We start from the raw sequence: 26,367 nt of genomic DNA, 5'->3' as shown, positions 1-26,367 counted from the left end.
CATCTTATTTATGCATGCTAGCCGCGCTTTTAATTTGTTTCCACGTTTACTGTAAGGACTCTCGATGGCATATTCTTATACTGAAAAAAAGCGTATTCGCAAAAGTTTTGCTGAATTGCCCACTGTAATGGACGTTCCCTATTTACTGTCTATTCAAGTAGATTCTTACGAGCAATTTTTGCAAGAGCACAAAAAGCCAAAAGCTCGTGAGAATACTGGTTTGCAAGCTGCGTATTCCTCTATTTTCCCAATTGAGAGTCACTCTGGTAACGCTGAGTTGCAATTTGTTGAGTACTATTTAGGCACGCCTGAATTTGATGAGCGTGAGTGTATCTTACGTGGTTCAACGTTTGCTGCGCCAATGCGTGTCAAAATCCGTTTGATCATCAAAGACAAAGACAGCAAAGACAAAGATAGCAAAGCCGCTATCAAAGATATCCGTGAGCAAAGCGTCTATATGGGCGAGATGCCTTTGATGACTGCGAACGGTACCTTTATTATCAATGGTACTGAGCGTGTTATCGTCTCTCAGCTACATCGTTCACCTGGCGTCTTCTTTGATCATGATAAAGGTAAGTCGCATTCAAGTGGTAAAGTGCTTTATAACGCACGTATCATCCCTTATCGTGGTTCATGGTTAGATTTTGAATTTGATGCAAAGGACTTAGTATTTGCTCGTATTGACCGTCGCCGTAAACTACTCGCGTCAATCATTCTGCGTGCACTTGGTCTGACCACTTCTGAAATCTTAGATTTATTCTTTGATAAAGTTGCTGTTTATAAAGCCGAAGAGACGTTCGAAATTGATCTAGTCGCTGATCGCTTGCGTGGTGAGATGGCACAGTTTGATATCGTATCACCTGAAGGTGACGTTATCGTAGAGCAGGGCAAGCGTATCAACGCACGCCGCATCCGTCAGCTTGAAGAAGCAGGTATGACGAAGATTGCTGTGCCTGACGAGTATCTGTACGAGCGTATCTTAGCAGAAGACATCGTTGTTAATGACGAAATCATCGCTAAAGCAAACACGCCAATCGACCATGAGTTATTGGTTAAATTGAACTCATTTGAAGCCAGTGGTGCCATCAAAGAGTTCAGCATCCTATTCACGAACGATATCGATCAAGGTAGTTATATCGCTGATACGCTACGTGCTGATAGCACGTCGAGCCGTGAAGAAGCGTTGATTGAAATCTACAAAGTCATGCGTCCAGGTGAGCCACCAACGGTTGAGACTGCTGAGAAACTGTTTGAAAGCATGTTCTTTAACGCAGATCGTTATGACTTATCAAACGTTGGTCGTATGAAGTTCAACCGTCGTCTCGGTTTAGAGTTTGATAATACTGATGATCCTGATGTCCAGCGTGAACGTAGCGTGTTGACCAATGACGATATCGTCAATGTTCTAAAAGAGCTTATCGAGATTCGTAATGGTCGCGGCGATGTCGATGATATCGATCACTTAGGTAACCGTCGTATTCGTTCAGTTGGCGAAATGGCAGAAAACCAGTTCCGTGTTGGTCTAGTACGTGTTGAGCGTGCGGTAAAAGAGCGTTTAAGCTCAGCGGAATCTGATAACTTGTCACCACAAGATTTGATCAACTCTAAGCCAGTTGCGGCTGCAGTGAAAGAATTCTTTGGTTCAAGCCAGTTGTCACAGTTTATGGATCAGAACAACCCGTTGTCTGAAGTTACTCATAAGCGCCGTGTATCAGCATTAGGACCTGGTGGTCTTACTCGTGAACGTGCAGGCTTTGAAGTACGTGACGTACATGATACCCATTATGGCCGTGTATGTCCTATTGAGACTCCTGAAGGTCCAAACATTGGTCTGATCAACTCACTAGCGACCTTTGCTAAAACCAACAGCTTTGGTTTCCTAGAGACACCTTATCGCCGTGTGGTTGATGGTAAAGTGACTGACGTTATTGAGTATCTATCAGCTATTGAAGAAGTCGGTACGGTCATTGCACAGGCTGATTCACCAATAACTCCAGAAGGCGCGTTATCTGACGAGATGGTCAGTGTTCGTAGCTATGGTGAGTTTGTTCGTATGCCACCAGAAAAAGTGACGCATATGGATGTGTCGCCAAGTCAGGTAGTATCGGTTGCAGCAGGTTTGATTCCGTTCCTAGAGCATGATGATGCTAACCGTGCCTTGATGGGCTCGAACATGCAGCGTCAGGCAGTTCCTACGCTACGTGCTGATAAGCCATTAGTAGGTACCGGTATGGAGCGTCATGTTGCTCGTGACTCTGGTGTTTGTGTTATTGCTAAGCGTGGCGGTGTGATTGAAGATGTTGATGCCTCACGTATCGTGGTTCGTGTCAATGAAGACGAGATGACTGCTGGTGAAGCGGGTATCGATATCTATAACTTGATCAAATACACGCGCTCTAACCAGAACACCTGTATAAACCAACGTATTATCGTTAACCAAGGTGACGAGATTGCTTTGGGTGATATCTTGGCTGATGGTCCTTCAACGGATCTTGGTGAGCTTGCACTTGGTCAGAACATCCGCATCGCATTTATGCCGTGGAATGGTTACAACTTCGAAGATTCAATCTTGCTATCTGAAAAAGTCGTGAAAGAAGATCGCTTCACTACTATTCATATCCAAGAATTGACTTGTGTGGCTCGTGATACCAAGCTAGGTACAGAAGAGATCACTGCTGATATTCCAAACGTTGGTGAAGCAGCCTTATCAAGCCTTGACGAAGCAGGTATCGTCTATATCGGTGCTGAAGTTGACGCTGGTGATATTCTAGTGGGTAAAGTGACGCCAAAAGGTGAAACACAACTAACGCCAGAAGAGAAACTACTACGGGCTATCTTTGGTGAAAAAGCGGCGGATGTGAAAGATACGTCGCTACGTGTACCGACTTCTAGTAAAGGTACGGTCATCGATGTACAGGTCTTCACTCGTGATGGCGTTGAAAAAGATGCACGCGCAAGAGCGATTGAAAAATCGCAGCTTGATAGCTATCGCAAAGATTTGAAAGAAGAGCTACGTATCTTTGAAGAAGCAGCTCGTGGTCGTATTGGTAATCTATTAGATGGCCAAAAAGTCAGCGGCGGTGCTGGTCTAAAAGCGGGTACGGTAATGGCTTTGGCTGACATGAAAGACATGAGCCTTGAGACATTGCTTGATATTCAACCAGTAGAAGAAGAAATCTCTGAGCGTTTGACCCAGATTTCTGATTACTTGGTTGATAAGCAAAAAGATATCGATGTGAAATTTGCTGAGAAAAAACGCAAATTGACTGCTGGTGATGACCTGCAACATGGCGTACAAAAAATCGTTAAAGTATATCTAGCGGTTAAGCGTCGTATTCAGCCTGGTGATAAGATGGCTGGTCGTCATGGTAACAAAGGTGTTGTATCGCGCATCATGCCAGTTGAAGACATGCCTTATGATGAAAATGGTAATACCGTTGACATCGTATTGAACCCGCTTGGTGTACCATCTCGTATGAACATCGGTCAGGTTCTAGAGACGCATTTGGGTATGGCAGCGAAAGGGTTGGGCGAGAAGATTGACGGTATGCTCAAATCTCAAGCAGCAATCAAAGAGCTACGCGACTTCTTGGATAAAATCTACAACCAAGTTGGCGGTGAGCAAGTTGATCTTGATAGCTTGAATGATGACGACATCATGGCGCTAGCAGCTAACTTACGTGGCGGTGTCCCAATGGGTACAGCGGTATTTGATGGCGCAAGAGAAAGCCAAGTCAAAGATCTGCTTGAGCTTGCTGGTATGGATCGCGATGGTCAGCAGACGTTATATGATGGTCGTACAGGTCAGAAGTTTGACCGTAAAGTAACCGTTGGTTACATGTACATGCTCAAATTGAACCATTTGGTTGATGACAAAATGCATGCGCGTTCAACGGGTTCTTATTCTCTAGTAACGCAGCAGCCACTCGGCGGTAAAGCTCAGTTTGGTGGTCAGCGCTTTGGTGAGATGGAAGTATGGGCACTAGAAGCTTATGGCGCGACGTACACGTTGCAAGAAATGTTAACGGTGAAGTCGGATGATGTTGAAGGCCGTACGCGTATGTACAAAAACATCGTTGATGGTGAGCAGTATATGGATCCAGGCATGCCTGAGTCGTTCAACGTACTGACCAAAGAAATCAAATCACTGGGTATCAATATTGAGTTAAAACAAAGCAACTAACCCATTGTTTAACTTAGTTGTCCACTAAAGGCAGTCTGCTTTGTTGCTGCTGCTTTTAGTAATTTGTCTCAACCCTATTCATTGCCTTCATTCATCTTATCCGCGTCTATAGTACGCTGTCAGATGATTATAAAGATAACGGAGAAGCAACTTGAAAGATTTACTCGATATCATGCAAAGCCCTACCGGCAACGGTAACCAAGAGTTTGATAGCATTCAAATTACTTTAGCCTCACCTGACGTCATCAAGTCATGGTCGCACGGCGAAGTAAAAAAGCCTGAAACCATTAACTATCGTACGTTCAAGCCTGAGCGTGATGGTCTTTTTTGTGCCAAAATCTTTGGCCCAGTAAAAGATTTCGAATGTTTATGTGGTAAATATAAGCGCCGTAAGTTCCAAGGCGTTATCTGCGAAAAATGTGGTGTCGAAGTTACCACTGCTAAAGTTCGTCGTGATCGCATGGGTCATATCGACCTAGCCAGTCCTGTGGCGCATATTTGGTTCCTGAAATCATTACCAAGCCGCATTGGTCTATTGCTAGACATGACCCTACGTGATATCGAGCGTGTTCTATATTTTGAAAGCTACATCGTAACTGAGCCTGGTCTAACTAGCTTAGAAAAGTACCAGTTGCTTGATGATGAAGATTATTACAAAGCGCTTGAAGAGTTTGGTGACGAATTCACAGCCAAGATGGGTGCTGAAGCCGTTCAAGACCTATTAAAAGACATCGATATCGATCTTGAAATTGATGAGCTACGTGAAGCGATTCCACAAACTGGTTCTGAGACTAAGCTTAAGAAGATGTCTAAGCGTCTCAAATTATTAGAAGCATTCCGTGATTCTAATAATAAGCCTGAGTGGATGGTAATGAATATCTTGCCAGTACTACCACCAGATTTGCGTCCTCTAGTACCGCTAGAAGGTGGCCGCTTTGCGACATCAGATCTGAACGATCTATATCGCCGCGTGATCAACCGTAACAACCGCCTTAAGCGCCTGCTTGAGCTAAGTGCTCCTGACATTATCGTACGTAACGAAAAGCGTATGTTGCAAGAGTCAGTAGATGCGTTGCTTGATAACGGTCGTCGCGGTCGTGCCATCACTGGTAGTAACAAGCGTCCATTGAAATCTTTGGCAGATATGATCAAAGGTAAGCAAGGTCGTTTCCGTCAGAACTTACTTGGTAAGCGTGTCGATTATTCTGGTCGTTCGGTTATCGTTGTAGGTCCAACACTACGTCTACATCAGTGTGGTCTACCGAAGAAAATGGCACTAGAACTATTCAAGCCATTTACTTATAACAAGCTATTGTCTCATGGTCTAGCAACGACGATTAAAGCTGCCAAAAAGATGGTAGAGCGCGAAGAGCCACAAGTGTGGGATATGCTGGCCATGGTTATCCGTGAGCATCCAGTACTCTTGAACCGTGCACCAACACTTCACCGTTTGGGCTTGCAAGCATTTGAGCCAGTATTGATCGAAGGTAAAGCAATCCAGTTGCATCCGCTTGTTTGTACTGCATTCAACGCCGATTTCGATGGTGACCAAATGGCCGTTCACGTGCCATTGACGCTAGAAGCACAGCTTGAATCACGTGCGCTAATGATGTCTACCAACAACATCTTGTCACCTGCGAATGGTGATCCGATCATCGTACCCTCTCAGGATGTTGTACTAGGTCTATATTACATCAGTCGCTCGTCGATCAATGCCAAAGGCGAGAGCATGATTTTTGCTACCGTTAATGAAGCATTGCGTGCAATTGGTTCAAATGATCTACATGTAAACGCTAAGATCAAAGTGCGTGTTACTGAGACGCAAATTGACGAAGACGGTAACGAGACCAAAGAGATCAGTATCAAAGATACGGTCGCTGGTCGTCTACTTATCTGGAACATCATGCCTAAAGGTATGACGTTTGATGAGTGTAACCAAGAGATGACGAAGAAAAACATCTCTCGTTTGATCAACTCTTGCTACCGTAAAGTTGGCGTCAAAGAAAGTGTTATGTTTGCTGACCAATTGATGTATCTTGGTTTTGCTCAAGCAACGCTATCTGGTGTGTCTATCGGTATCGATGACATGGTCATTCCACCACTGAAAAAGAATATTATCGAAGTGGCAGAAGGCGAAGTACGTGAAATCGAAGATCAGTTCGAGCAAGGTTTCGTAACTGCTGGTGAGCGCTATAACAAAGTCGTTGATATTTGGTCACGTACTAATGACAAAGTCGCTAAGGCGATGATGGACAACTTGGCAACAGATAAAGTTATTAATGCACAAGGTGAAGAGGACGAGCAGAAGTCATTCAACTCTATCTTCATCATGTCGGATTCTGGTGCTCGTGGTAGTGCGGCACAGATTCGTCAGTTGGCAGGTATGCGTGGTCTGATGGCGAAACCAGATGGCTCAATCATTGAGACACCGATTAAAGCTAACTTCCGTGAAGGTTTGACCGTACTACAGTACTTCATCTCAACTCACGGTGCACGTAAAGGTCTAGCGGATACCGCACTGAAAACAGCTAACTCGGGTTACCTAACCCGTCGTCTTGTTGATGTGGCGCAAGATTTGGTTATCACTAGCGATGATTGTGGTACCGAAGAAGGCCTACTCATGAAACCACATATCCAAGGTGGTGAAATCATTGAGAAGCTAGGTGAGCTAGTACTGGGCCGTGTTACTGCACGCGATGTTGCGTACAATGATGATGCTGATAAGATCTTGATTCCAGCGGGTACATTGATTGATGAGTACTGGGTTAACGTTCTAGATAACAACGCAATCGATGATATCTGGGTACGCTCAGTTATTACTTGTAATATCGAACATGGCGTGTGTTCACAGTGTTATGGTCGTGACCTTGCACGTGGTCATAAAGTGAACATCGGCGAGTCAGTTGGTGTTATGGCTGCTCAGTCTATCGGTGAGCCGGGTACTCAGTTAACCATGCGTACGTTCCACGTGGGCGGGGCCGCGAGCTCAGCTTCTGTAGACAACAGCATCTCTGTACGTAATGCTGGTCAAGCGCACTTTGAGAACATGAAAACAGTACAGCATACCGATGGTCACTTAGTCATCGTATCGCGTTCAGCTGAAATCGCATTGACCGATGAGCTTGGCCGTGAGCGTGAGCGCTATAAAGTACCATATGGTTCAAGCGTCCTTGTGAAAGACGAAGAGCAGGTTGAAGGCGGTCAAACTATCGCTAAATGGGATCCGCATACGCATCCAATTATCACAGAATTTGCTGGTACAGCACGCTTCAGTGACATCACTGATGGTATGACTGCAACAGTAAAAGTTGATGATGCGACTGGTATGAGCTCGTTTGAGATTCTAGCGACTCGTGACCGTTCAAGCTCAGCAAAAGACTTACGTCCTGCGATTATCTTGAACACTGACGAAGGTAAAGAAGTGGTTTACTTCTTACCAGCTGAAACGATCATCCGCGTAAGCGACGGTGAAAAAGTAGCAGCAGGTTCGATTCTAGGCCGTGTACCACAAGCGTCTTCTGGTACAAAAGATATTACTGGTGGTCTACCACGTGTTGCTGACTTGTTCGAAGCACGTCGTCCAAAAGATCACGCCATCATGGCAGAAATGACTGGTGTGGTAAGCTTCGGTAAAGAGACCAAGGGTAAAAACCGCTTCATTATTACTAATGAAGATGGTGAAGTACATGAAGAGCTAATCCCGAAATGGCGTCAAATCAACGTCTTTGAAAACGAGACAGTAGCACGTGGTGAGGTTATCGCTGATGGTCCACAAAACCCGCATGATATCTTACGTCTGAAAGGACAAACTGCGCTTGCTGACTATATCGTCAATGAAGTACAGGACGTTTATCGCTTGCAGGGCGTAAAAATCAACGACAAGCACATCGAAGTTATCATTCGTCAGATGCTGCGTAAAGTTGAAATCACTGACGGCGGCGATTCAAGTCACTTTAAAGGTGATCAGGTCGAGTATGCAGATATCAAAGCATTGAATGCGAAGCTAGAAGCGGAAGATAAATTCCCAGTACAGTTTGAGCGTCAATTGTTAGGTATCACCAAAGCAAGTCTTGCAACTGAAAGCTTTATCTCAGCAGCGTCATTCCAGGAGACAACCCGTGTACTAACTGCGGCTGCTGTGACTGGTAAAGTGGATGAGCTACGTGGTCTGAAAGAAAACGTGGTTGTTGGTCGCTTGATTCCTGCAGGTACGGGGCTCGCTTACCACAAGGCACGTAAAGAAGCAGCAGATCAGAAGCTACAAGATAAAGATCTTAATGCCGCTTTCGATATGACTGCAAGCACTGATAGCAAAGACTTCGCTAGCTTTGATGAAGCATTTGCTCAAGAGTTAAATCAAGACAACTAATCGTATTAAGTATCTTGATTCATTCTTAATTTGATAAAAAGCCAGCCTAAGTTGCTGGCTTTTTTGTGCGTGTAAAAAACTGAGAAAGGCATGGTGCTATCATCTAAAAAAATAGTACACTGGGAAATAGGCTCTAATCACTATTTATAAAAGGACAATTAGCAAATGGCAGGCAAAACACGCGTCGCTAAATACCAAGCAGATCGAACCAATCAAAAGCTATATTTTTGTCGTCTATCTTGTCAAGCAGCAGGCGGTTCCAATGACAAGCAGTTATACCAAGCACATTGTGAAACCGCTATTTTCCATTTGCATGGCGCGCTATTAGCATTTATTCAAGAACTGGGTCATTTCTATAGTTTAAATATGACGGCACCAACGTTGCTCGATATTGAGCAAGCATTAAGCGCGCGCACGCAGGTATCTCCTGAGATTCAGCGCTTACAGCAATTGCAGCAGCAAGGTTTTGTGGCAAATATAGAGCGTGCTTATCAACGCTGTCTCTATGCGGTACCACCAGATACTGTTGTAGACAATACACCAAACGACAACTCAGTATCACCAGATCTTATTGTTAATGTTGTTACTCTATCGAATCAATGGCTACCTGATGAGGCCACGATACGCGAATGGCGTCAACAGCTTTTAGAATTAATTGAGCAGTTGCGTGCAGGGATGGTTGAGTTCTAATAAAACTGCTTGGAAGTATAAATGAGATAATAACTAATAGCATAAAAAAAGACCTGTTCAGTGATTACTGGACAGGTCTTTTTGCTCTAAATACGTGCTATAAATTTATAGAAACTACTCTGGCATTGGTGGCATACGCTGAACGGGTGTTGCTGACAAAGCATTCTGTGATGATCCGTCAGTACTCCGACTGTTGCCCGATGCCTGTGTCTGTGAAATGCTTGAGTTTTCGATAGGTTCAGGGGCAGTTGGTTTGCGCTGCTGGGTTTGAGTTTTAACCGGTTTTGCAGGTTGATTGGTATCGGACAACTCATCATCGTCAGCAGCATTAGAGACAATGCCATCATCAGTCATTTCTATAATTTGCTGTTGTTGCTTTTTAGATTTTGAACGATTATTAATAGATACCCACTGATTTGGTGTGTCTTCTAGCTGTGCTTTCATGAAGTCTATCCAAACGGGCAGGGCGGCCACGCCACCGTACTCACGGCGACCCATAGATGTCGGTTGATCAAAGCCCATCCATACTACTGTTGCATTGGTAGGATGAAACCCTGCAAACCAGGCGTCTTTAGCTTCATTGGTGGTACCAGTTTTGCCGCCAATATCATCACGTCCCAAAGCTTTTGCTCGTACTGCAGTACCGCGCTGCACGACATCACGTAGGATATCTGCCATCTCAAATGCGACTCTAGGTTTTAGTATTCGCGGTGCTTGTTTGGCCATGATGTACTGTACAGCAGGCGCTTTTAAGCGATCTGACTGTGGACCTGCGTTGTAGATCGTATCATCAGCAACAGTAGTAGCTTCTTCTTCAGTCTCTCCATCACTCTCTAACTCTTCAGTAGTCGACTCATCGGTGGTGCTAGTCTCATCTTCGAGTGATTGATTGTATTCCTCTAATAGCGTTTTATTGACCTCTTCGAGTTGTTCGTTAAAACACAACGCACAGGCTTGGAGAGGGTTTGCTTGAAATAGTAGCTCGTTCTTATAATTATAGATTTGCTCAATAAAGTAGGGCTGAACACGATGACCACCGTTGGCAAAGGTCGAATAGGCCGTTGCCATTTGTAAAGGGGTTGCTTGTCCTGCACCGAGTGCTAGCGATAAAGTCGTTGGCAGTTTTTCTTTGTCTAAGCCAAACTCATCTAGTAAGTTACGGGCATCAGAGATACCAATAGCTTGTAACAAGCGAATAGAAACCAAGTTGCGAGACAGGTACAAGCCATGGCGCAAGGTGATATCGCCCAAGAAGCGTTCATCCGAGTTTTTAGGTTTCCAGTCGCCTACTTGTATAGGACGATCTGAGACAATGCTGTCTGGTCGATAGCCTTTTTCTAAAGCCGCGGTGTAAACAAGCGGTTTAATGGTTGAACCAGGTTGACGCCAGCCTTGTAAGGCTCGGTTAAACTTACTGTGATTAAAGTCAAAGCCGCCTACCAAGGCATTGACAGCACCAGTTTCTGGATTCAAAGAAACCAAGCTACCTTGTACTTCAGGTATTTGTCCCAGTTGCCAATCGCCATCATTAGTAGGTATTACGCGCACGATATCATTTTCGCTGACCACTTGGCTGGCATTATCAGGGTAGTAACCGATACGGTCTGCAGAGATATATTTACGTGCCCAGCGCATACCAGACCAGTTGACTGTTACGTCTTCACCTGACTTTAAGGTCGCTTCAAAACTACGAGCGTTGACTTTGGTAACTTTAGCAGGGGACATGTTGCTATAGCGCTGGAAATTTTCGAGAGGCTCGTCATTTGCTTCGGCACCGCGCCAACCATGACGGTGCTCATAGGCCACTAAGCCTGTGAGTATGGCAGCTTCTGCATCTGTTTGTGCTTTGCTATCAACCGTGAGACGTACGCGCCAACCGCCATGCATGACTTGCTCACCGTAGCGTTCAACTAAGGTAGCACGCGTCATTTCTGCTAAATAAGGCATATTTACATCAAGCTTTTCTTGATATAGTTTGATGCCCACAGGTGAGTTTACGGCTTCATCATGTTGAGCCTTGGTAATGTAGCCAAGCTCATGCATACGGCCAATAATCCAGTTGCGGCGAGTCAAAGCCCGCGTAGGATTGGCAACAGGATTGTATTTAGAAGGGGCTTTTGGTAGACCGGCAAGCATTGCCATCTCAGCAATACTTAAACTGTCTAATGATTTACTATAATACTTTTTGGCAGCAGCGCGAATGCCGTAAGCGCCTTCGCCCAAATAAATCTTATTGACATATAGAGTTAAAATATCATTTTTACTCAGCTCGTCTTCGATTTTACGTGCTAAAAATAATTCCGTCAGTTTACGATTTAAGGTACGCTCTGGACTCAAAAAGTAATTTTTGGCGACCTGCATGGTGATAGTAGATCCACCAGTTTGACTATCGTCATCAGTCACAACTTCAGTAACTGCGCGCCCAAGCCCTTTGATACTAATACCACTATGCTGAAAAAAAGAAGCATCTTCTGCTGCTAAAAAAGCATGAGTCAAATCTTTTGGTATTTCATCAAAAGTGACTGGCAATGATAAACGGTTACCATATTGACCAATCAATTTGTCATCGCTACTATAAATCTGCAATGGCATTTCTAGGTTGGCAGTTTTAATTTCTTGAGTGCTAGGCAGAGTCGGCGATAAATACATCGCCATGCCATAAAAACCAATGGGCACAGCAAGTGCTAAGATGACTGCCAATGCTAGGCAAGCGACAAAAAGCCCCACCAAAAAGTGAATGAGACGAGCGGTAGCATTTTTTTTGGCCATAATAAGACTTATTAATTAGAGTTTGTAGCGGATAACTCATTATACCTTGAACAAAATCAGCAGGTCATAATAAATGTGTAAGTAGGCCTTAATATATTTTTAAACGCTTGAATCTATCAATTAAGTAAAGTATTGTATTCAATTATTACAAATAACTATCAGATTGTACACTTAATATAAGGTATAGAGTTTGTGAGGCTATTTACTTCTAAAAGTCGACATTTGATTGGTGTGGATATTTGTGCCACTTCAGTGAAGTTGGTTGACATACAGCGCCAACAAGGCATGTTCCATCTCAAATCTTATGGTATCGAGAGAATACCGGAAGGTATAGTCGTTGACAAACTCTTAGTAGACACAGAAGCGGTTGGCAACATTATAGCCAGTCTAGCGAGACGTTGCCAGGTGGCGGGCAGTAATGCGGCAACAGCTGTGTCAGGATCTGCTGTCATTACCAAAATCATTGACATGGATATGGTGCTAAACGATGTTGAGCGCGAAGCACAGATACGTTTGGATGCTGACCAGTATGTGCCTTATCCACTAGAAGACGTCAATCTCGACTTTGAGGTGCTAGGCCCGTCTTTAGTTGATGACAATATGGTGCAAGTGTTGCTCGCAGCCTCTCGCTCAGAAAACGTCGACCAACGTGTTGATGCCCTCACATTTGGTGGTATGCAAGCCAAGGTCATGGATATTGAGTCACATGCTATTGAACGCGCTTTTGGGTTGATGGTAGACAATCTGCCAAACATGCCAGAGTTGGTTGCATTGGTAGATATTGGTCATAATCAAACTACCTTGTATATCGCAAAAAATGGCGAGTTTATTTATAGTCGTGAGCAGTTATTTGGCGGTGTGCAACTGACAGAAGCCATCCAGAATCGCTACGGATTATCGTTTGAAGAAGCAACGCTGAGCAAGCGTGAACGTACTTTACCTGATGATTACTATCCTGAAATCTTGACCCCCTTTATAGAAAGTACCATTCAACAAATCACTCGTTCTTTGCAGTTTTATTTCTCTTCTAGTCAGTACAGCAGTATTGACCATGTAGTACTTGCAGGCGGTAGTAGCTCTATCGCAGGTCTCGCTGGATTGGCACAACAAAAACTCGGGGTGAGTGTTAGTGTGGCCAATCCATTTACCAATATGACCATTGCGCCTAATATTGATAATGAGCAATTGACCATTGATGCACCAAGCCTAATGGCTGCATGCGGTCTTGCGTTAAGGAGCTTTGACTAATGGCTCGTATTAACCTTTTACCTTGGCGACAAGAAGAGCGTGACCGTCGCAACAAAGAGTTTATGACTCTGGTAGTCGCAGTGACTCTACTCACTTTACTGGCTGCATTTGCTTCATGGAGCTATTTCAATAATGAGCTCGATGAGCAGCTTGATGCCAATGCATTAATTGAACAAGAAAACGCACGCTTAGATACGGCACTCACTGAAATTGACAGTTTAGAGCAGCGCCGTGAAGATATTATCTCGCGTATGCAGGTTATTCAGGACTTGCAGGGTCGCCGTCCGGTTCCTGTACGCTTATGGGATGACTTGGCTCGTGCCATTCCACCAGCACTATATTTGAACAACCTAAAACGCGAAGGCGATGTTTTGACTTTGACAGGCCTTGCAGATAACCCAAACATTGTGTCGAGCTTGATTCGTAACTTAGATAGTAGTAAGTGGATGGGTAACTCGGCAGTGAGTAATATTCAGCAGAATATCAGTGCTTATGAAGCAGCTCCAGTACTTAATAACACTGTCGCTACTGGCGAACAACCACGCCCTGTATACCCTGAAGACAGTTATGTGCAGTTTGTGGTAACGACTAAAGTACAATCTGAGACACCTGTTCCTGCTGAAGATGGTGTGGGAGGGGAGTTATGAAGCTTGTCCGCAAGAAAAGCCTAGTCAAAACTAAGAAAACGGCGTTAAAACCGAAAAAGCAGTTTGACTTAAATGAATTCCGCCGCAGCTTTGAATCATTGGATTCTGAGAACTATGGCAGCTGGCCATTACCAGTAAAGGTAACGGTAATTGGTCTTATTATCACCTTTATCGCAGCACTGTCATGGGCGCTACCAATTAGCAGCAAAATAGATGAGATCAAGGCAGCTGAGAGTCAGCAACAGACCTTGCTTGACAGCTACCGTGAAAAAGAGTCACGTGCGCGTCACTTAGAAGCTTATCAAGCGCAAGTTGTTCAAATGGAAACTGAATTCAATACCTTGTTAGATCAGTTGCCAAAAGATACCCGTGTGTCAGAATTGGTAGAAGGTATCAATATGACAGGCGTCGGTAGTAATATTCGTTTCCAAGATATATCAGTAGAGCCTGAGATTGAAAACGAATTCTTTATTGAGCAGCCGATCCGTATCGCGGCTTTGGGTGAGTATCATCAATTTGGTAGCTTTATCAGTGGTCTTGCTGCATTACCTCGAATCATTACTATGCATGATTTTGAAGTAAGCAACCCGCAGCCGAGTTTGGATGTTTTACCAGAACTGAATTTGGTACTGCAAACGAAGACTTATCGTTCCAAAGAAGCTGCTCCTGAAGATGAAGCAGCAGTCGCTACTGATACAAACGCAGGAGGCAACTAATGAGTATACAAAAATTACCCATGTTGTTGGCTTTGAGTGTCTCAGCTGTATCTATGGCTGGCTGTGCTGACCGTATCGGAATGGCAGAGCAAGCGATGACTGATATTCGTAACCAGCCAGCACAGCCTATCGAACCACCGCCTCAAGCTGAACTGGTAGAAGATTTTGTCTATAGTGCCAGCGCGCAGCGTAGTCCTTTTCTACCGCCAAGCTTGGTCAATGTACAAGGTCCTACGACGTCTATTGATGGCGTCCGCCCAGACATTACAAGGGTCAAAGAACCACTTGAGCAATATGAGTTATCGCAACTGATCTTTCGAGGAGTCGTGGTTTCACCCGAAGGACAGCGATACGCATTGGTACAACGCCCTGATGGTTCAGTTGCTAGTGTGAAGGTAGGTGATTATCTTGGATTGAATGACGGCCGTATTGTTGAAATCACGCCGACCCAGATTAACTTGATTGAAATTGTGCCAGACAGCCGCGCAGGGTTTGTTGAAAAACCCCAGTCGCTGGTATCCCCCATAAGCTAAGTCGGCAGATTTTTTGAGGAATAAATAATGACAGTACGCAATAACAAGGTAATGACGATGAGTAACCGCGTTTCTTCTGCTTTTGCCATTTCAGCATTGGCAGTGAGCATGGTAGCAGTAAGCAGTAGCGCTCATGCGGCTCAGCGTATCAATAATGTTTCTGTGGTACAAACGGCACCAGCAGTGACACAAATGCGTTTGGGGTTTGCAGGACTACCTGTATTGCCGGCAGCCTACCAACTTGATGATCCTAGCCGCTTGGTACTAGATTTTGAACAAGTGCAAAACGGTCTTACTAGTCGCTTTAACGAATACAATATTGGTATGGTCAACGATGTCACCACGTTGAGTAGCGATAGCACAACGCGCCTTATCGTTGGTCTCAAACAGTCAGGAAATTACACGACAGCGATTGAGGGTAATGATCTGCTATTGACAATTACTGATCCTAACCGTCCAGTAATTACTAGCGACCCTATACAAGATGTCCTTAATAACAACAATGGTATAACCACCACGGCAGTCGTGACACCAATTGTCGAGACGAGTGCTACTCCTGTGGCGGCTGTCCAAACAACCAGTACGACAGTAATAAAAAACGAAGTGCCAGCCGACACGATGGTGGTAAGAGTTAATCCACTACTAAATCCGCAGCTCGCTTCCTCACAAGTAAGTAGACAGTACAGTTACGACGGTCTAAGCGCGGTCAATTTTGCGGCAGGTAGTGATGGTGGTGGCAACGTCAGTATGGTACTGGCTAATGAAGCCATCCCAGTGGACGTACAGCGTCAGGGTAACAAGCTTGTGGTACGCCTAACGGGCAGTACGGTTCCTAGAAACCTGTTGCGTCGATTAAATATTAATAGTGGTCTGGTTAGTAGTATTGATACAAAAAATCAAGGTCAAAATGGTGTTGTCACCATTAACATGACTGAGGACTACGAATATCAAGCTTACCAGTCAGGCAATCAATTAAATATCAGTATCAATAGGCCTGAGCTGCTACGCGAGCCGACGCTTGAAGAAAGAGTATATAGCGGCGAGCCATTATCTATGGAGTTTCAAGACGTTGAAATTCGTAGTGTTCTAGATATTTTAGCGCAGTTTACTGAGATGAATGTTGTGGCTAGCGATTCAGTCGCTGGTAATATTACGTTGCGTCTGATTAACGTGCCTTGGGATCAAGCGCTTGATATTATCTTAAAAAGTAAAAATTTAGGTAAGCGCGAAAACGGTAATGTCATTTTGGTTGCGCCTTCTACAGAGCTTGCAGAGCAAGAAGCTCGTGAGCTAGAAGCACAACAAGCGGTTCAATCTTATGCACCGCTCCGTACTGAATATATTCGTCTGAGCTATGCAAAAGCACAAGATGTCTTAACACTTATTTCTCAAGGCAGCGGCGCATCGAATAACAACAGTAGTCTGTCAAATCGAGTAGATGACAACAATACGTTATTATCCAGTCGTGGCACGGTAACGATTGATGAGCGTACCAACACACTCATCATTAAAGACGTGGCGGATAGCATTGAGAATATCCACAAATTAATCAGTAAAATCGATATTCCTGTTCGACAAGTCATGATTGAAGCGCGTATCGTGAGCGCCACTGATACTTTCAGTAAAGAGATTGGCGTAAGCTGGGGTATCTTGTCTAGTGGCGCAGCTACTAACCGTAACTTATTGGTTGGTGGTAGTAATCAGACGTTAGCAGATCTTAAAGATTTTGATATAGAAACCACGACAATTAACGGACAAACGGTTTCTTACCCTTCTTATGATATCACTAGTCCTGACAACCTCAATGTGGATTTGGGTATTGATAATGCGGCTGGCAGTATTGCCTTTGGCTTACTAAATATTTCTGATTACATGCTCGACCTTGAACTGTCCGCCTTGCAAGCAGACAATCGCGGTGAGGTCATCTCTACACCGAAAGTCTTAACCGCTGATAAGCAAACCGCGAAAGTCTCTTCTGGCACACAGATTCCTTATCAGGAGGCCTCAGCCAGTGGCGCAACCACGACCAGCTTTAGAGAAGCAGCGCTAAGCTTGGAGGCAACGCCGAATATCACGCCTGATGGTAAGATTGGCTTGCAATTACTTATCACTAACGGTACGCCAGTGTTCACTAATGGCATCGTTGCTATCAATGAAGATTCTATATCAACCAACGTGACTATCGAAGATGGTCAAACGGTCGTGCTGGGTGGAATATTTAGAAACCGTACCAACAATAACGTAGACAAAGTGCCTTTCTTAGGTGATTTACCATACATCGGTCGCGCATTCCGTAGAGATGTTCGTAATAACAACAAGGAAGAGTTACTCATCTTTATCACACCAAAACTGATCAATGATGGCACTAGCCGTCTGAACTAGTCGTCTCTCTATTCCGCCTTCGTTGAAAAGCAAGCCATAGTGCTTGCTTTTTTTGTGCATGAATCAAATATCTCTAAGAGCGTGTTATACCTACATTGACTAATGGGTAAGGTGCGATAAATATTACTGACAATAATCATGGCGCATTACTAGCCAGAATATCAATGACGTTGTATCATAGCTAATTTAGCTGAGTGAGTATTATGGTGCAGGAATTGCCGTCGGTGTTTTTAGTGGGACCGATGGGAGCGGGTAAGACGACAATTGGTAAATTGCTTGCCAAGCAACTGGGTCGAACTTTTGTAGATAGTGATTGGTACATAGAATCGCAAACAGGTGCCGATATTGCTTGGATATTTGCCAAAGAGGGCGAAGCAGGTTTCCGTGAGCGTGAAACACGTGCCATCGATGAATTGACTCAGACGCCTCAAATCGTACTAGCGACAGGCGGTGGCGCAGTGATGTGTGCCGAAAACCGAGCGTTTTTAAAACAACGTGGCATTGTGGTTTATCTAAATGCACCCGTTGATGTACAAATGGCACGTACTGCTAAAGACAAGTCGCGACCACTCCTACAACAGCCTAATCCTAGAAAAATATTGCAAGAGCTATATAGCATTCGTGATCCATTATACCGTCAGGTTTCACATATTATTATGCCTACTGGTCACACCTATCCGCGCCATATGGTCAATCAGTTATTGCAGCAGCTAACCACGTTTTTTGACGGTACTGATGCATTGCTGACAGATGATGAGTAATAGGTCGACACTATAGATTTTAACTTTTAATAATTTTAACTTCTAACAATAGTGTTGACCTGCCAACCCAGTTACTTTTACCCCAATAAAAATGCTTAAGGAGTGTCTCATGACAGCATCACTATTTCATGATCGCCTAACTGTTCACGCTCAGAGTCATGACTATCCAATCGTTATTACTGAAGATTCTGAGGCAGAAAACAGTAGTATGGCAAAACAGATTGCCCCTTATATCAGTGGTCGCCAAGTATTAATTGTCACCAATGATACGGTCGCTCCCCTGTACTTAAAAGCATTGGAAGACGAGCTGGCAGAGCAGTTCACAGTAAAGGTTTGTGTGTTGCCAGATGGTGAGCAATACAAGAGCCAGCAAAGCATTGATAAGATCTATGATGCACTAATGACAGAGCACTTCAATCGTGACGTCACACTTATTGCGCTTGGCGGCGGCGTGATTGGTGATATGACAGGTTTTGCTGCAGCCAGTTTTATGCGAGGAGTGAACTTTATCCAAATTCCAACAACACTATTATCACAAGTTGATTCTAGTGTCGGGGGTAAGACGGGTATCAATCATGCGCGAGGCAAAAACATGATTGGCGCGTTCTGGCAGCCGCAGATGGTGCTTGCAGATATGAGTACGCTCAAAACCTTACCTGCGCGTGAGCTATCGGCAGGCGTTGCTGAAATCATCAAATATGCGCTTATTATGGACGATGCATTTTTGGTATGGCTTGAAGAGAATTTGCCAGCGATGATGGCACTAGATTTGGCTGTGCTTGGTGAAGCCGTGAAGCGCTGCTGCCAATACAAAGCAGATGTCGTAGCGCAAGATGAAAGAGAATCCGGTGTACGTGCATTGCTTAACTTTGGACATACCTTTGGTCATGTGATAGAGACTCATCAAGGTTATGGCAATTGGTTACACGGTGAGGCAGTAGCCGCTGGCATGATGCAAGCTGCTGAATTATCCCAAAAAATCGGTTGGTTGACCCATGATGATGTTGCACGCATTAGACGCGTTCTAATTCTAGGTAATTTGCCAATTACGCCGCCTGCAATTGATGCACAAACGGCTCTGAATTTAATGGGTCACGACAAAAAAGTCAAACACGGACAAATCAGGCTGATTTTGTTAAAATCAATAGGCAGTGCGGTGTTAACTAATGATTTCGATTCGGCACTGTTATCTGAAGTGTTATCACAACATAGCGCATAGTTTATCAAAATCTTAGCGATCAGTTGTTTATATCAAGCGTTGGTAAACACTTTTGATGAGCGTTTTTGATAAGTACTGAGGTTATTAAGGTTACTAACGGCACCTCTGCTAGAATGAGTATTTCTACACTCCTCTTAAATGTGTTTTTACCAAGGATATCTCCATGGCAGCATCAAAATCGACGACGCGTACCGCTAGGCAGTCACACAGTCGTCAAGCATTGATTTGGCTAGTAGTGACGCTGCTGTTGGGCGTTGTTACCGCCCTAGTGTGGATGCTCAGTCAGACACCAGCAATGGGTGCCAAAATCGAAAACGAGCCGGTATCAGCGCCGCAAATGCTAGCAGAAGAGTTTGAACAGCCATTGCAGATCGAGTCGCTACATGAGCTTGATACGGATGTGCAGCCAATCAGTTTTGATGCAACTGTCCGTGATTTACGTAACTATCCTGATGAGTTCAAGGATAAGCGTTACTTACTCGCTAATAAAGGCAAGTGGACCGTGCAGGTGATGAACGTTGCTGAGAATGATGTGATTGTCAGCTATCTTGAAGGCCGTGCGGATCGTGATAAGTTTGCTTATTTTCGCTACCTTGATGAAGAAAAACAAATCCGTTATATGTTGACTTATGGACTGATGAGTAGTCCACAAGAAGCGGCAGGCGCATCGAAATTGGTAGATTTTAAGCTACCTGCTAATGTGCGAGTGCTGCCAGAAGAGATCAATCGATATGTCAGTATTATCGATAATTACGAACGTCCTGATCCAGTAAAAGACTTGAGTACTAGGCGTACACGGGCTGTTAGTCTCAATCCGACTAAACGTGAAGTACCAGCACGTCAGCAGGCTCAAGCAGTCAATAATACTAGTAACAATCAAGCTACCGATAGCGGGTCTAGTCAAAGCAGTCAGAGTACCGCTAGTAGTAGCCGCAGTACAGAAGAAAGCATCCGCCAGTCAGTCGATACCTCAGCCACGTTGTCCGTTACTGAAGAGCGTACCGTTGGAGGAGAGCTACAGTCTACTCCTGAAGCACCAGCAAAAACTGAAAATGATGCCAATAAACCAAAACAGGACAACAAAAAGCCAGTAACACCAGCACCTGAAAATAATACGACTAGTAAAAAACCACCAGTCGTACCTGCACCAAAACCACCAAGCACAGCTAATACTGGCACCGGTAACAGCTCAAACGCTACCAATAAACCTGCTAGCACAAACGCACCTAAAAATAACAGTGATAGTATGAAGACGCTGATAGAAGATAAAAGCAACTGATCTTTATTTCTCGTTGCTTATAGAACCCACTAGCCAAATAGCTAGTGGGTTTTTTTGTGCTATTTTCTAGGTTGTTAATAGTAGGTCTGAATAATTTAAAAGAGATATCAACGGAGATAAACTGATATATATCAACGCAGCGAAGCCTTATATGGTCTTATTATATTAAATTTTTAATAGCGTTGTTGTCTATCCTATAACCAATAGTAATAAGTCTTCTTACAAATTATGGCTGATGAATCGACAGAAAAGACTAGATTTTTTGTGAATCATTAACTAATATAACTGTGGGCGACGTTCTGTATAGTTATCGTAAAAACTGTTTATTAAACAATCATTTAGTTATAAATCCAAGGTTTTTTTGGTTTTGTAACTATAATTTGTTGTCTCAAGCGCGGCTACTTGCCATTTATAATAAAGTTATCGTAAGTGACGCAACCTCTCTTATTATCACTCTTTTTAGGGTGAATAAAGCGCTTGAATACAGAGCGTCAGATATTCAAAACGAACCAAATACACGGTTATTAAATGGTCAGATGTCCAGCCTTCATTGCCAGACATGACAACATAACAAACGACGCTTAAACGAATGACATAAGATATTAATGAGTAAGTAACTGGCATTTAGGAGTATAAGTTACCCCGTTGCCAAGGGCTGCTACTTACTGTCTATTAATATATGAAGCATATGTCACGACATTATCTAATGACCAGGAGGGTCAAGGGTTTACTTGCTGCTAGAGCATGATGTCTATTGAGCCTTGCGCCATTTACTAATTCGAGAAAACCCGAATATCCATTATCAGCCCGTTCTGCCTACGGGTACCAGCTTATATTCCGCATTGGAGGTGTAAGTTGCCCGTCTACTTAAAAGGACAAGCTATGTCGATGATTTCCTCGCAAACACACCTGGCCACGCCAGATGATTTTTCTGATAATTGCGGTTTTGGTCTGATTGCTCATATTGAAGGTCAAGCCAGCCATGACTTGGTAAAAACCGCCATTCATAGTTTAAGTTGTATGACACACCGCGGCGGCGTCGCAGCTGATGGTAGAACTGGTGATGGTTGTGGTCTGCTGTTAGCAACGCCTACTGACTTTTTTAAACAGATTGCCCATGAGCAGCAATTCACAATCACAGATAATTTTGCTGTTGGTATGGTGTTCGTCAATTTGGACGATGATAAAGCCAAACATAGCCAGCAAGTGCTAAGCGATGAAATTACTGCCCAAGGATTAGAAGTAGCTGGCTGGCGTGATGTGCCACTTGATTTAAGTATCGTTGGTGATATTGGCCGTGAAACGTTGCCAGACTTTAAGCAAGTATTCGTCAACGCGCCAGATGATTTGGCTGCGGATGACTTTAACCGTAAGCTGTTTGTCGCACGCAAAAAAGCAGAGCAGCGCTTGGCTGACGATGAGCTGTTTTATGTCTGTTCATTGAGTTGCCAGACGATTATCTATAAAGGTCTGGTGATGCCTTCAGATCTGCCAGCATTCTTTTTAGATTTACAAGATGAGCGTCTGGCCTCACACATCGTTGTGTTCCATCAGCGCTTCTCGACCAATACATTGCCGCGCTGGCCGTTAGCACAGCCATTCCGTTACCTTGCCCATAATGGCGAGTTGAACACCATCACAGGTAACCGCAACTGGTCTAAAGCACGTACGCCAAAGCTTAAATCAGATAAACTGCCTAACTTGAACGAGCTGACACCACTTGTAAATAGTACAGGTTCTGACTCATCAAGCTTAGACAATATGCTTGAAGTGCTGATGTCTGGTGGTATGAATCTATTTCATGCAATGTCGATTTTGGTACCCCCTGCATGGCAGAATGTCGATAGTATGGACATGGACTTGCGTGCGTTTTATGAGTTTTACTCGCAGCATATGGAAGCGTGGGATGGTCCAGCAGGACTCGTAATTCAAGATGGCCGTTATGCCGTTTGTATGCTCGATAGAAATGGTCTGCGTCCGTCACGTTGGGTAACCACCAAAAATGGCTACATCACTGTTGCCTCAGAGGTTGGTGTTTGGGATTATGAGCCAACGGACGTACTAGCAAAAGGTCGTGTTGGTCCTGGTCAAATGCTGGTGATTGATACGCTGACAGGTCAAGTGATGGATACCACAGCCATTGCGAACTTACTGAAAAATGCACATCCGTACCGTAAGTGGTTACGTGAAGAGGCGACGCGTGTCCGTGATGATGAGCGCTTAGAAGAGACCTTGGCCACGCAATCGTGCCGCGGTGACAAGCTAAAAGCCCTACAAAAGATGTATCACATCACCAATGAAGAGCGTACAGAAATCATTCGCCCTAATGCCGAAAACGGTCAAGAGCCAGTTGGCTCGATGGGTGATGATACGCCAATGGCAGTACTGTCACAGCAAATCCGCCATGTCGGTGATTTTTTCCGTCAGCAGTTTGCTCAGGTAACCAACCCACCAATCGATCCACTCCGTGAATCTATTGTGATGTCATTGCAGACCTGCCTGGGCGCTGAGACTAACGTATTTGCACCATCAGCAAGAGACGCTCACCGCATTATCTTATCGTCACCAGTACTGTCAGCCAGCAAAATGCAGCAGCTTGAAAAACTGGATGATCCAGCGTTCAAGATGGCCCGTATCGATCTCAATTATGACCGTACTCTAGAGCTATCTGATGCTATCGTCGCTATTTGTGAGGAAGTGGCAGATAACATCCGCTCAGGCAATACGTTGATTGTCCTATCTGATAGAGATATCGATGCAGACAAAGTACCCGCCAACGCTATTATGGTTACTGGTGCCGTACACCATTATCTTATTGCGCAAGGTATTCGTACCGATGCTAATTTGGTGATTGAGACTGGTCTTGCGCGTGATTCGCATCAAATAGCAGTATTGATTGGCTTTGGTGCAACCTGTGTGTATCCATACCTGGCATATGATGTTATTGATGATTTGGTTGCTACTGGTGAGCTGCTTGGTGATCCGATCCAAGCACGCGTCAATTTCCGTAAAGGCTTGGATAAAGGGCTATTAAAAATCCTGTCAAAAATGGGTATCTCTACCATTGTTTCTTATCGCGGGGCACAGCTGTTTGAAGCAGTTGGTCTATCAGAAGAGGTGGTAAACCTATGCTTTAAAGGCGTACAAAGCCGTATCAAAGGCGCTACCTTTGCAGATCTTGCTGCTGACCAAGCGCAACTGGCTGCCAATGCCTTTAAGCGCCGTGCACCGCTAGATCAGGGCGGTTTGCTCAAGTTTGTCTTTAACAAAGAGTACCATGCCTTTAACCCTGACGTGATCAACAGCCTACATACAGCAGTACGTACAGGTGATTATGAGAATTATCAGAATTATGCCAATCTGGTCAATAGCCGTCCGGTTGCGACGTTACGTGATTTGCTGCAACTAAAAACTGACAACAGTATCGCTGTCGATGATGTTGAAGATATCTCTGAGATTTTGACCCGTTTTGACTCAGCTGGTATGTCATTAGGCGCGCTATCTCCTGAAGCGCACGAGTCAATCGCGATGGCTATGAATACCATCGGTGGACGCTCAAACTCTGGTGAAGGCGGCGAAGATCCTGCGCGTTACGGGACGCTGCGCAACTCAAAAATCAAGCAAGTTGCCTCTGGTCGTTTTGGTGTAACGCCTGCATATCTACGCTCAGCTGAGGTGATGCAGATTAAGGTTGCTCAAGGCGCTAAGCCTGGTGAAGGTGGTCAGTTGCCTGGTGGTAAAGTAAACGCGCTGATTGCACGTCTACGTTATTCAGTACCAGGAGTGACACTGATTTCACCGCCGCCGCATCATGATATTTATTCTATTGAAGATTTGGCGCAGTTGATTTTTGATTTAAAACAAGTCAATCCAGACGCATTAGTATCAGTCAAACTAGTGTCGCGTCCAGGTGTGGGAACAATCGCAACGGGCGTCGCAAAAGCCTATGCCGATTTGATTACTATCTCAGGTTATGATGGCGGTACAGCAGCGTCTCCGCTATCGTCTATTCACCATGCAGGCTCACCATGGGAGTTAGGTCTGGCTGAGACTCATCAGTCTCTACGAGTGAATGGGTTACGTGATAAGGTACGTGTTCAGACTGATGGCGGTTTAAAAACAGGACTGGATGTCGTCAAGGCCGCTATTCTTGGTGCAGAAAGCTTTGGTTTTGGTACCACGCCGATGATTGCAGTTGGTTGTAAGTATTTACGTATCTGCCATTTGAACAACTGTCCAACAGGCGTCGCTACCCAAAAAGCCAAACTGCGTGATGAGCATTTCATTGGTGAAGCAGAAATGCTGATTAACTTCTTTAAGTTTGTGGCGACCGAAACACGCGAATGGTTAGCAGCACTAGGGGTTCGCAGCATGGAAGAGCTGGTCGGTCGTACTGACTTGCTCGATATTTTAGAAGGCAATACTGAAAAGCAGCGCCATCTTGATTTGACCCCATTGCTATTTAGTCATCCAGCTAGCGTGGGCAAAGCCCAGACGTGTCAAGTGGAGCGTAACGAGCCATTTGATAAAGGGTTACTTGCTGAACAGATGATTAGCGATATGATTGTGAATATTCGCCAAGGTTCAGGCGGTGATTACAACTATTTCGTTGGTAACTGTGACCGCTCTATCGGTGCTCGTATCTCTGGTGAGATTGCACAAGTATGGGGCAACCTTGGCATGAGTGATATGCCGATCAAGCTTCGTCTTACTGGTACAGCAGGTCAGAGCTTGGGTGTGTGGAATGCGGGCGGTCTGAATATTGAGCTTGAAGGCGATGCCAATGACTATGTCGGTAAAGGTATGGCAGGCGGTGAGATTGTTATTTACCCACCAAAAAATTCAAACTTTACAGCACAAGAAACCGCCATCATTGGTAATACCTGCCTATACGGGGCAACAGGCGGTAAGCTATATGCTGCTGGTACAGCAGGTGAGCGTTTTGGGGTACGTAACTCAGGTACACATGCTGTCATCGAAGGCACAGGTGATCATTGCTGTGAATACATGACAGGCGGTATCGTGACTATCCTTGGACGTACTGGCCTCAACTTTGGTGCTGGTATGACTGGTGGTTTCGCTTATGTACTCGATATGGAAGGAGATTTCTTTGATCGCTGTAACCATGAGCTGATCGACCTCAACCGTATCTCAAGCGAACAAACCGAAGAGCATCGTATTCACTTGCAACAAGTGATTGAGACTCACGTAGAAAAAACAGGTAGCGCATGGGGCCAGACCATACTAGATGACTTTGAACATTACGTTCGTAAGTTCTATTTGGTAAAGCCAAAAGCGGCAAATATCGCAAGCCTCCTCAAAACCACTATGGCAGATCCTCAGTAGTCGATCTGTAATGCTTACACAGTAACGATCATTTGCTATTTATGACTTTATGATCGCTACTTGGTAGGTATAGAGTATCGATAGTTTTGATTAGGTTAGACAGCGTTCCGTTTTTAGAGACGTTTAACTCACAGGTTTTTAGCAGGTAAGCGACCACAGTACATCATAAGTCTCAGTGTTAACCCAAATAGGGTAGCAGATAAATGAGACATTGCTGATGGTCGC

General features: G+C 44.5%; 13 protein-coding genes. 12 read left to right on the top strand and 1 reads right to left on the bottom strand.

The genetic code is table 11. The annotated features are described in order from the left end of the window. Positions 1-64 precede the first annotated feature (64 nt). The 3 genes from rpoB (at position 65) to AC5JPT_RS07695 (ending at position 9,242) form a co-directional block, all read left to right on the top strand. On the top strand, positions 65-4,183 hold the full coding sequence (gene rpoB / locus AC5JPT_RS07705; protein ID WP_443525566.1) for a DNA-directed RNA polymerase subunit beta: 4,119 nt from the start codon (positions 65-67) through the stop codon (positions 4,181-4,183). A gap of 151 nt (positions 4,184-4,334) precedes the next feature. Beyond that, on the top strand, positions 4,335-8,552 hold the full coding sequence (gene rpoC, locus AC5JPT_RS07700) for a DNA-directed RNA polymerase subunit beta' (RefSeq protein WP_443525568.1): 4,218 nt from the start codon (positions 4,335-4,337) through the stop codon (positions 8,550-8,552). Positions 8,553-8,717: 165 nt separating this feature from the next. Next, positions 8,718-9,242, top strand: a complete 525-nt coding sequence (locus tag AC5JPT_RS07695) for a DUF6586 family protein (protein WP_493844248.1) — start codon at positions 8,718-8,720, stop codon at positions 9,240-9,242. Between the two features lie 114 nt (positions 9,243-9,356). Here the strand turns inward: AC5JPT_RS07695 and AC5JPT_RS07690 are convergent, their stop codons facing one another. After that, positions 9,357-12,011 (bottom strand): penicillin-binding protein 1A, encoded by a 2,655-nt coding sequence (locus AC5JPT_RS07690; RefSeq protein ID WP_493857690.1) that lies wholly within the window; start codon positions 12,009-12,011, stop codon positions 9,357-9,359. A 192-nt stretch (positions 12,012-12,203) separates the two neighbouring features. Between AC5JPT_RS07690 and pilM the strand changes: the two genes are divergently transcribed. The 9 genes from pilM (at position 12,204) to gltB (ending at position 26,142) form a co-directional block, all read left to right on the top strand. Then, on the top strand, positions 12,204-13,259 hold the full coding sequence (pilM, locus tag AC5JPT_RS07685; RefSeq protein ID WP_319050987.1) for a type IV pilus assembly protein PilM: 1,056 nt from the start codon (positions 12,204-12,206) through the stop codon (positions 13,257-13,259). Then, positions 13,259-13,906: a PilN domain-containing protein gene (locus tag AC5JPT_RS07680; RefSeq protein WP_443525571.1), complete on the top strand. Its 648-nt coding sequence runs from the start codon at positions 13,259-13,261 to the stop codon at positions 13,904-13,906. The genes pilM and AC5JPT_RS07680 overlap by 1 nt, the downstream gene beginning before the upstream one ends. Beyond that, complete coding sequence (locus tag AC5JPT_RS07675) at positions 13,903-14,622, top strand: type IV pilus inner membrane component PilO (protein ID WP_319050985.1); 720 nt, start codon at positions 13,903-13,905, stop codon at positions 14,620-14,622. The genes AC5JPT_RS07680 and AC5JPT_RS07675 overlap by 4 nt, the downstream gene beginning before the upstream one ends. Next, positions 14,622-15,155 (top strand): pilus assembly protein PilP, encoded by a 534-nt coding sequence (locus tag AC5JPT_RS07670; RefSeq protein ID WP_319050984.1) that lies wholly within the window; start codon positions 14,622-14,624, stop codon positions 15,153-15,155. Before AC5JPT_RS07675 ends, AC5JPT_RS07670 begins: the two co-directional genes overlap by 1 nt. A gap of 27 nt (positions 15,156-15,182) precedes the next feature. Further along, the gene (locus AC5JPT_RS07665; protein ID WP_493857689.1) at positions 15,183-17,537 is read left to right on the top strand and encodes a type IV pilus secretin PilQ; all 2,355 of its coding nucleotides are present in this window, start codon (positions 15,183-15,185) and stop codon (positions 17,535-17,537) included. 203 nt (positions 17,538-17,740) lie between these two features. Beyond that, positions 17,741-18,298 carry a shikimate kinase AroK gene (gene aroK, locus AC5JPT_RS07660; protein WP_319050982.1) on the top strand — a complete coding sequence of 186 codons (558 nt, stop codon included), beginning with the start codon at positions 17,741-17,743 and terminating at the stop codon, positions 18,296-18,298. A 109-nt stretch (positions 18,299-18,407) separates the two neighbouring features. Next, on the top strand, positions 18,408-19,517 hold the full coding sequence (aroB, locus tag AC5JPT_RS07655) for a 3-dehydroquinate synthase (RefSeq protein WP_493857688.1): 1,110 nt from the start codon (positions 18,408-18,410) through the stop codon (positions 19,515-19,517). 163 nt (positions 19,518-19,680) lie between these two features. Further along, a complete protein-coding gene (locus tag AC5JPT_RS07650; RefSeq protein WP_493857687.1) occupies positions 19,681-20,796 on the top strand; it encodes a hypothetical protein in 1,116 nt (371 codons plus the stop codon). An 882-nt stretch (positions 20,797-21,678) separates the two neighbouring features. Then, entirely contained in the window at positions 21,679-26,142 is a 4,464-nt protein-coding gene (gltB, locus tag AC5JPT_RS07645; protein WP_493857686.1) for a glutamate synthase large subunit, read from the top strand. The last annotated feature ends 225 nt before the right edge of the window (positions 26,143-26,367 follow it).

The sequence above is a fragment of the Psychrobacter sp. H26 genome (genome assembly GCF_059073035.1).
The sequence above is the reverse complement of the archived record's forward strand: the minus strand, read 5'-3'. Positions and strand labels throughout refer to the sequence as shown.

Excerpts from the sequence above, each read along its gene's own strand:
- AC5JPT_RS07690 (WP_493857690.1), bottom strand. The coding sequence starts at position 12,011 with ATGGCCAAAAAAAATGCTACCGCTCGTCTCATTCACTTTTTGGTGGGG.
- rpoB (WP_443525566.1), top strand. The coding sequence starts at position 65 with ATGGCATATTCTTATACTGAAAAAAAGCGTATTCGCAAAAGTTTTGCT.
- aroK (WP_319050982.1), top strand. The coding sequence starts at position 17,741 with ATGGTGCAGGAATTGCCGTCGGTGTTTTTAGTGGGACCGATGGGAGCG.
- AC5JPT_RS07675 (WP_319050985.1), top strand. The coding sequence starts at position 13,903 with ATGAAGCTTGTCCGCAAGAAAAGCCTAGTCAAAACTAAGAAAACGGCG.
- aroB (WP_493857688.1), top strand. The coding sequence starts at position 18,408 with ATGACAGCATCACTATTTCATGATCGCCTAACTGTTCACGCTCAGAGT.
- AC5JPT_RS07680 (WP_443525571.1), top strand. The coding sequence starts at position 13,259 with ATGGCTCGTATTAACCTTTTACCTTGGCGACAAGAAGAGCGTGACCGT.
- AC5JPT_RS07670 (WP_319050984.1), top strand. The coding sequence starts at position 14,622 with ATGAGTATACAAAAATTACCCATGTTGTTGGCTTTGAGTGTCTCAGCT.
- AC5JPT_RS07665 (WP_493857689.1), top strand. The coding sequence starts at position 15,183 with ATGACAGTACGCAATAACAAGGTAATGACGATGAGTAACCGCGTTTCT.
- gltB (WP_493857686.1), top strand. The coding sequence starts at position 21,679 with ATGTCGATGATTTCCTCGCAAACACACCTGGCCACGCCAGATGATTTT.
- AC5JPT_RS07650 (WP_493857687.1), top strand. The coding sequence starts at position 19,681 with ATGGCAGCATCAAAATCGACGACGCGTACCGCTAGGCAGTCACACAGT.
- AC5JPT_RS07695 (WP_493844248.1), top strand. The coding sequence starts at position 8,718 with ATGGCAGGCAAAACACGCGTCGCTAAATACCAAGCAGATCGAACCAAT.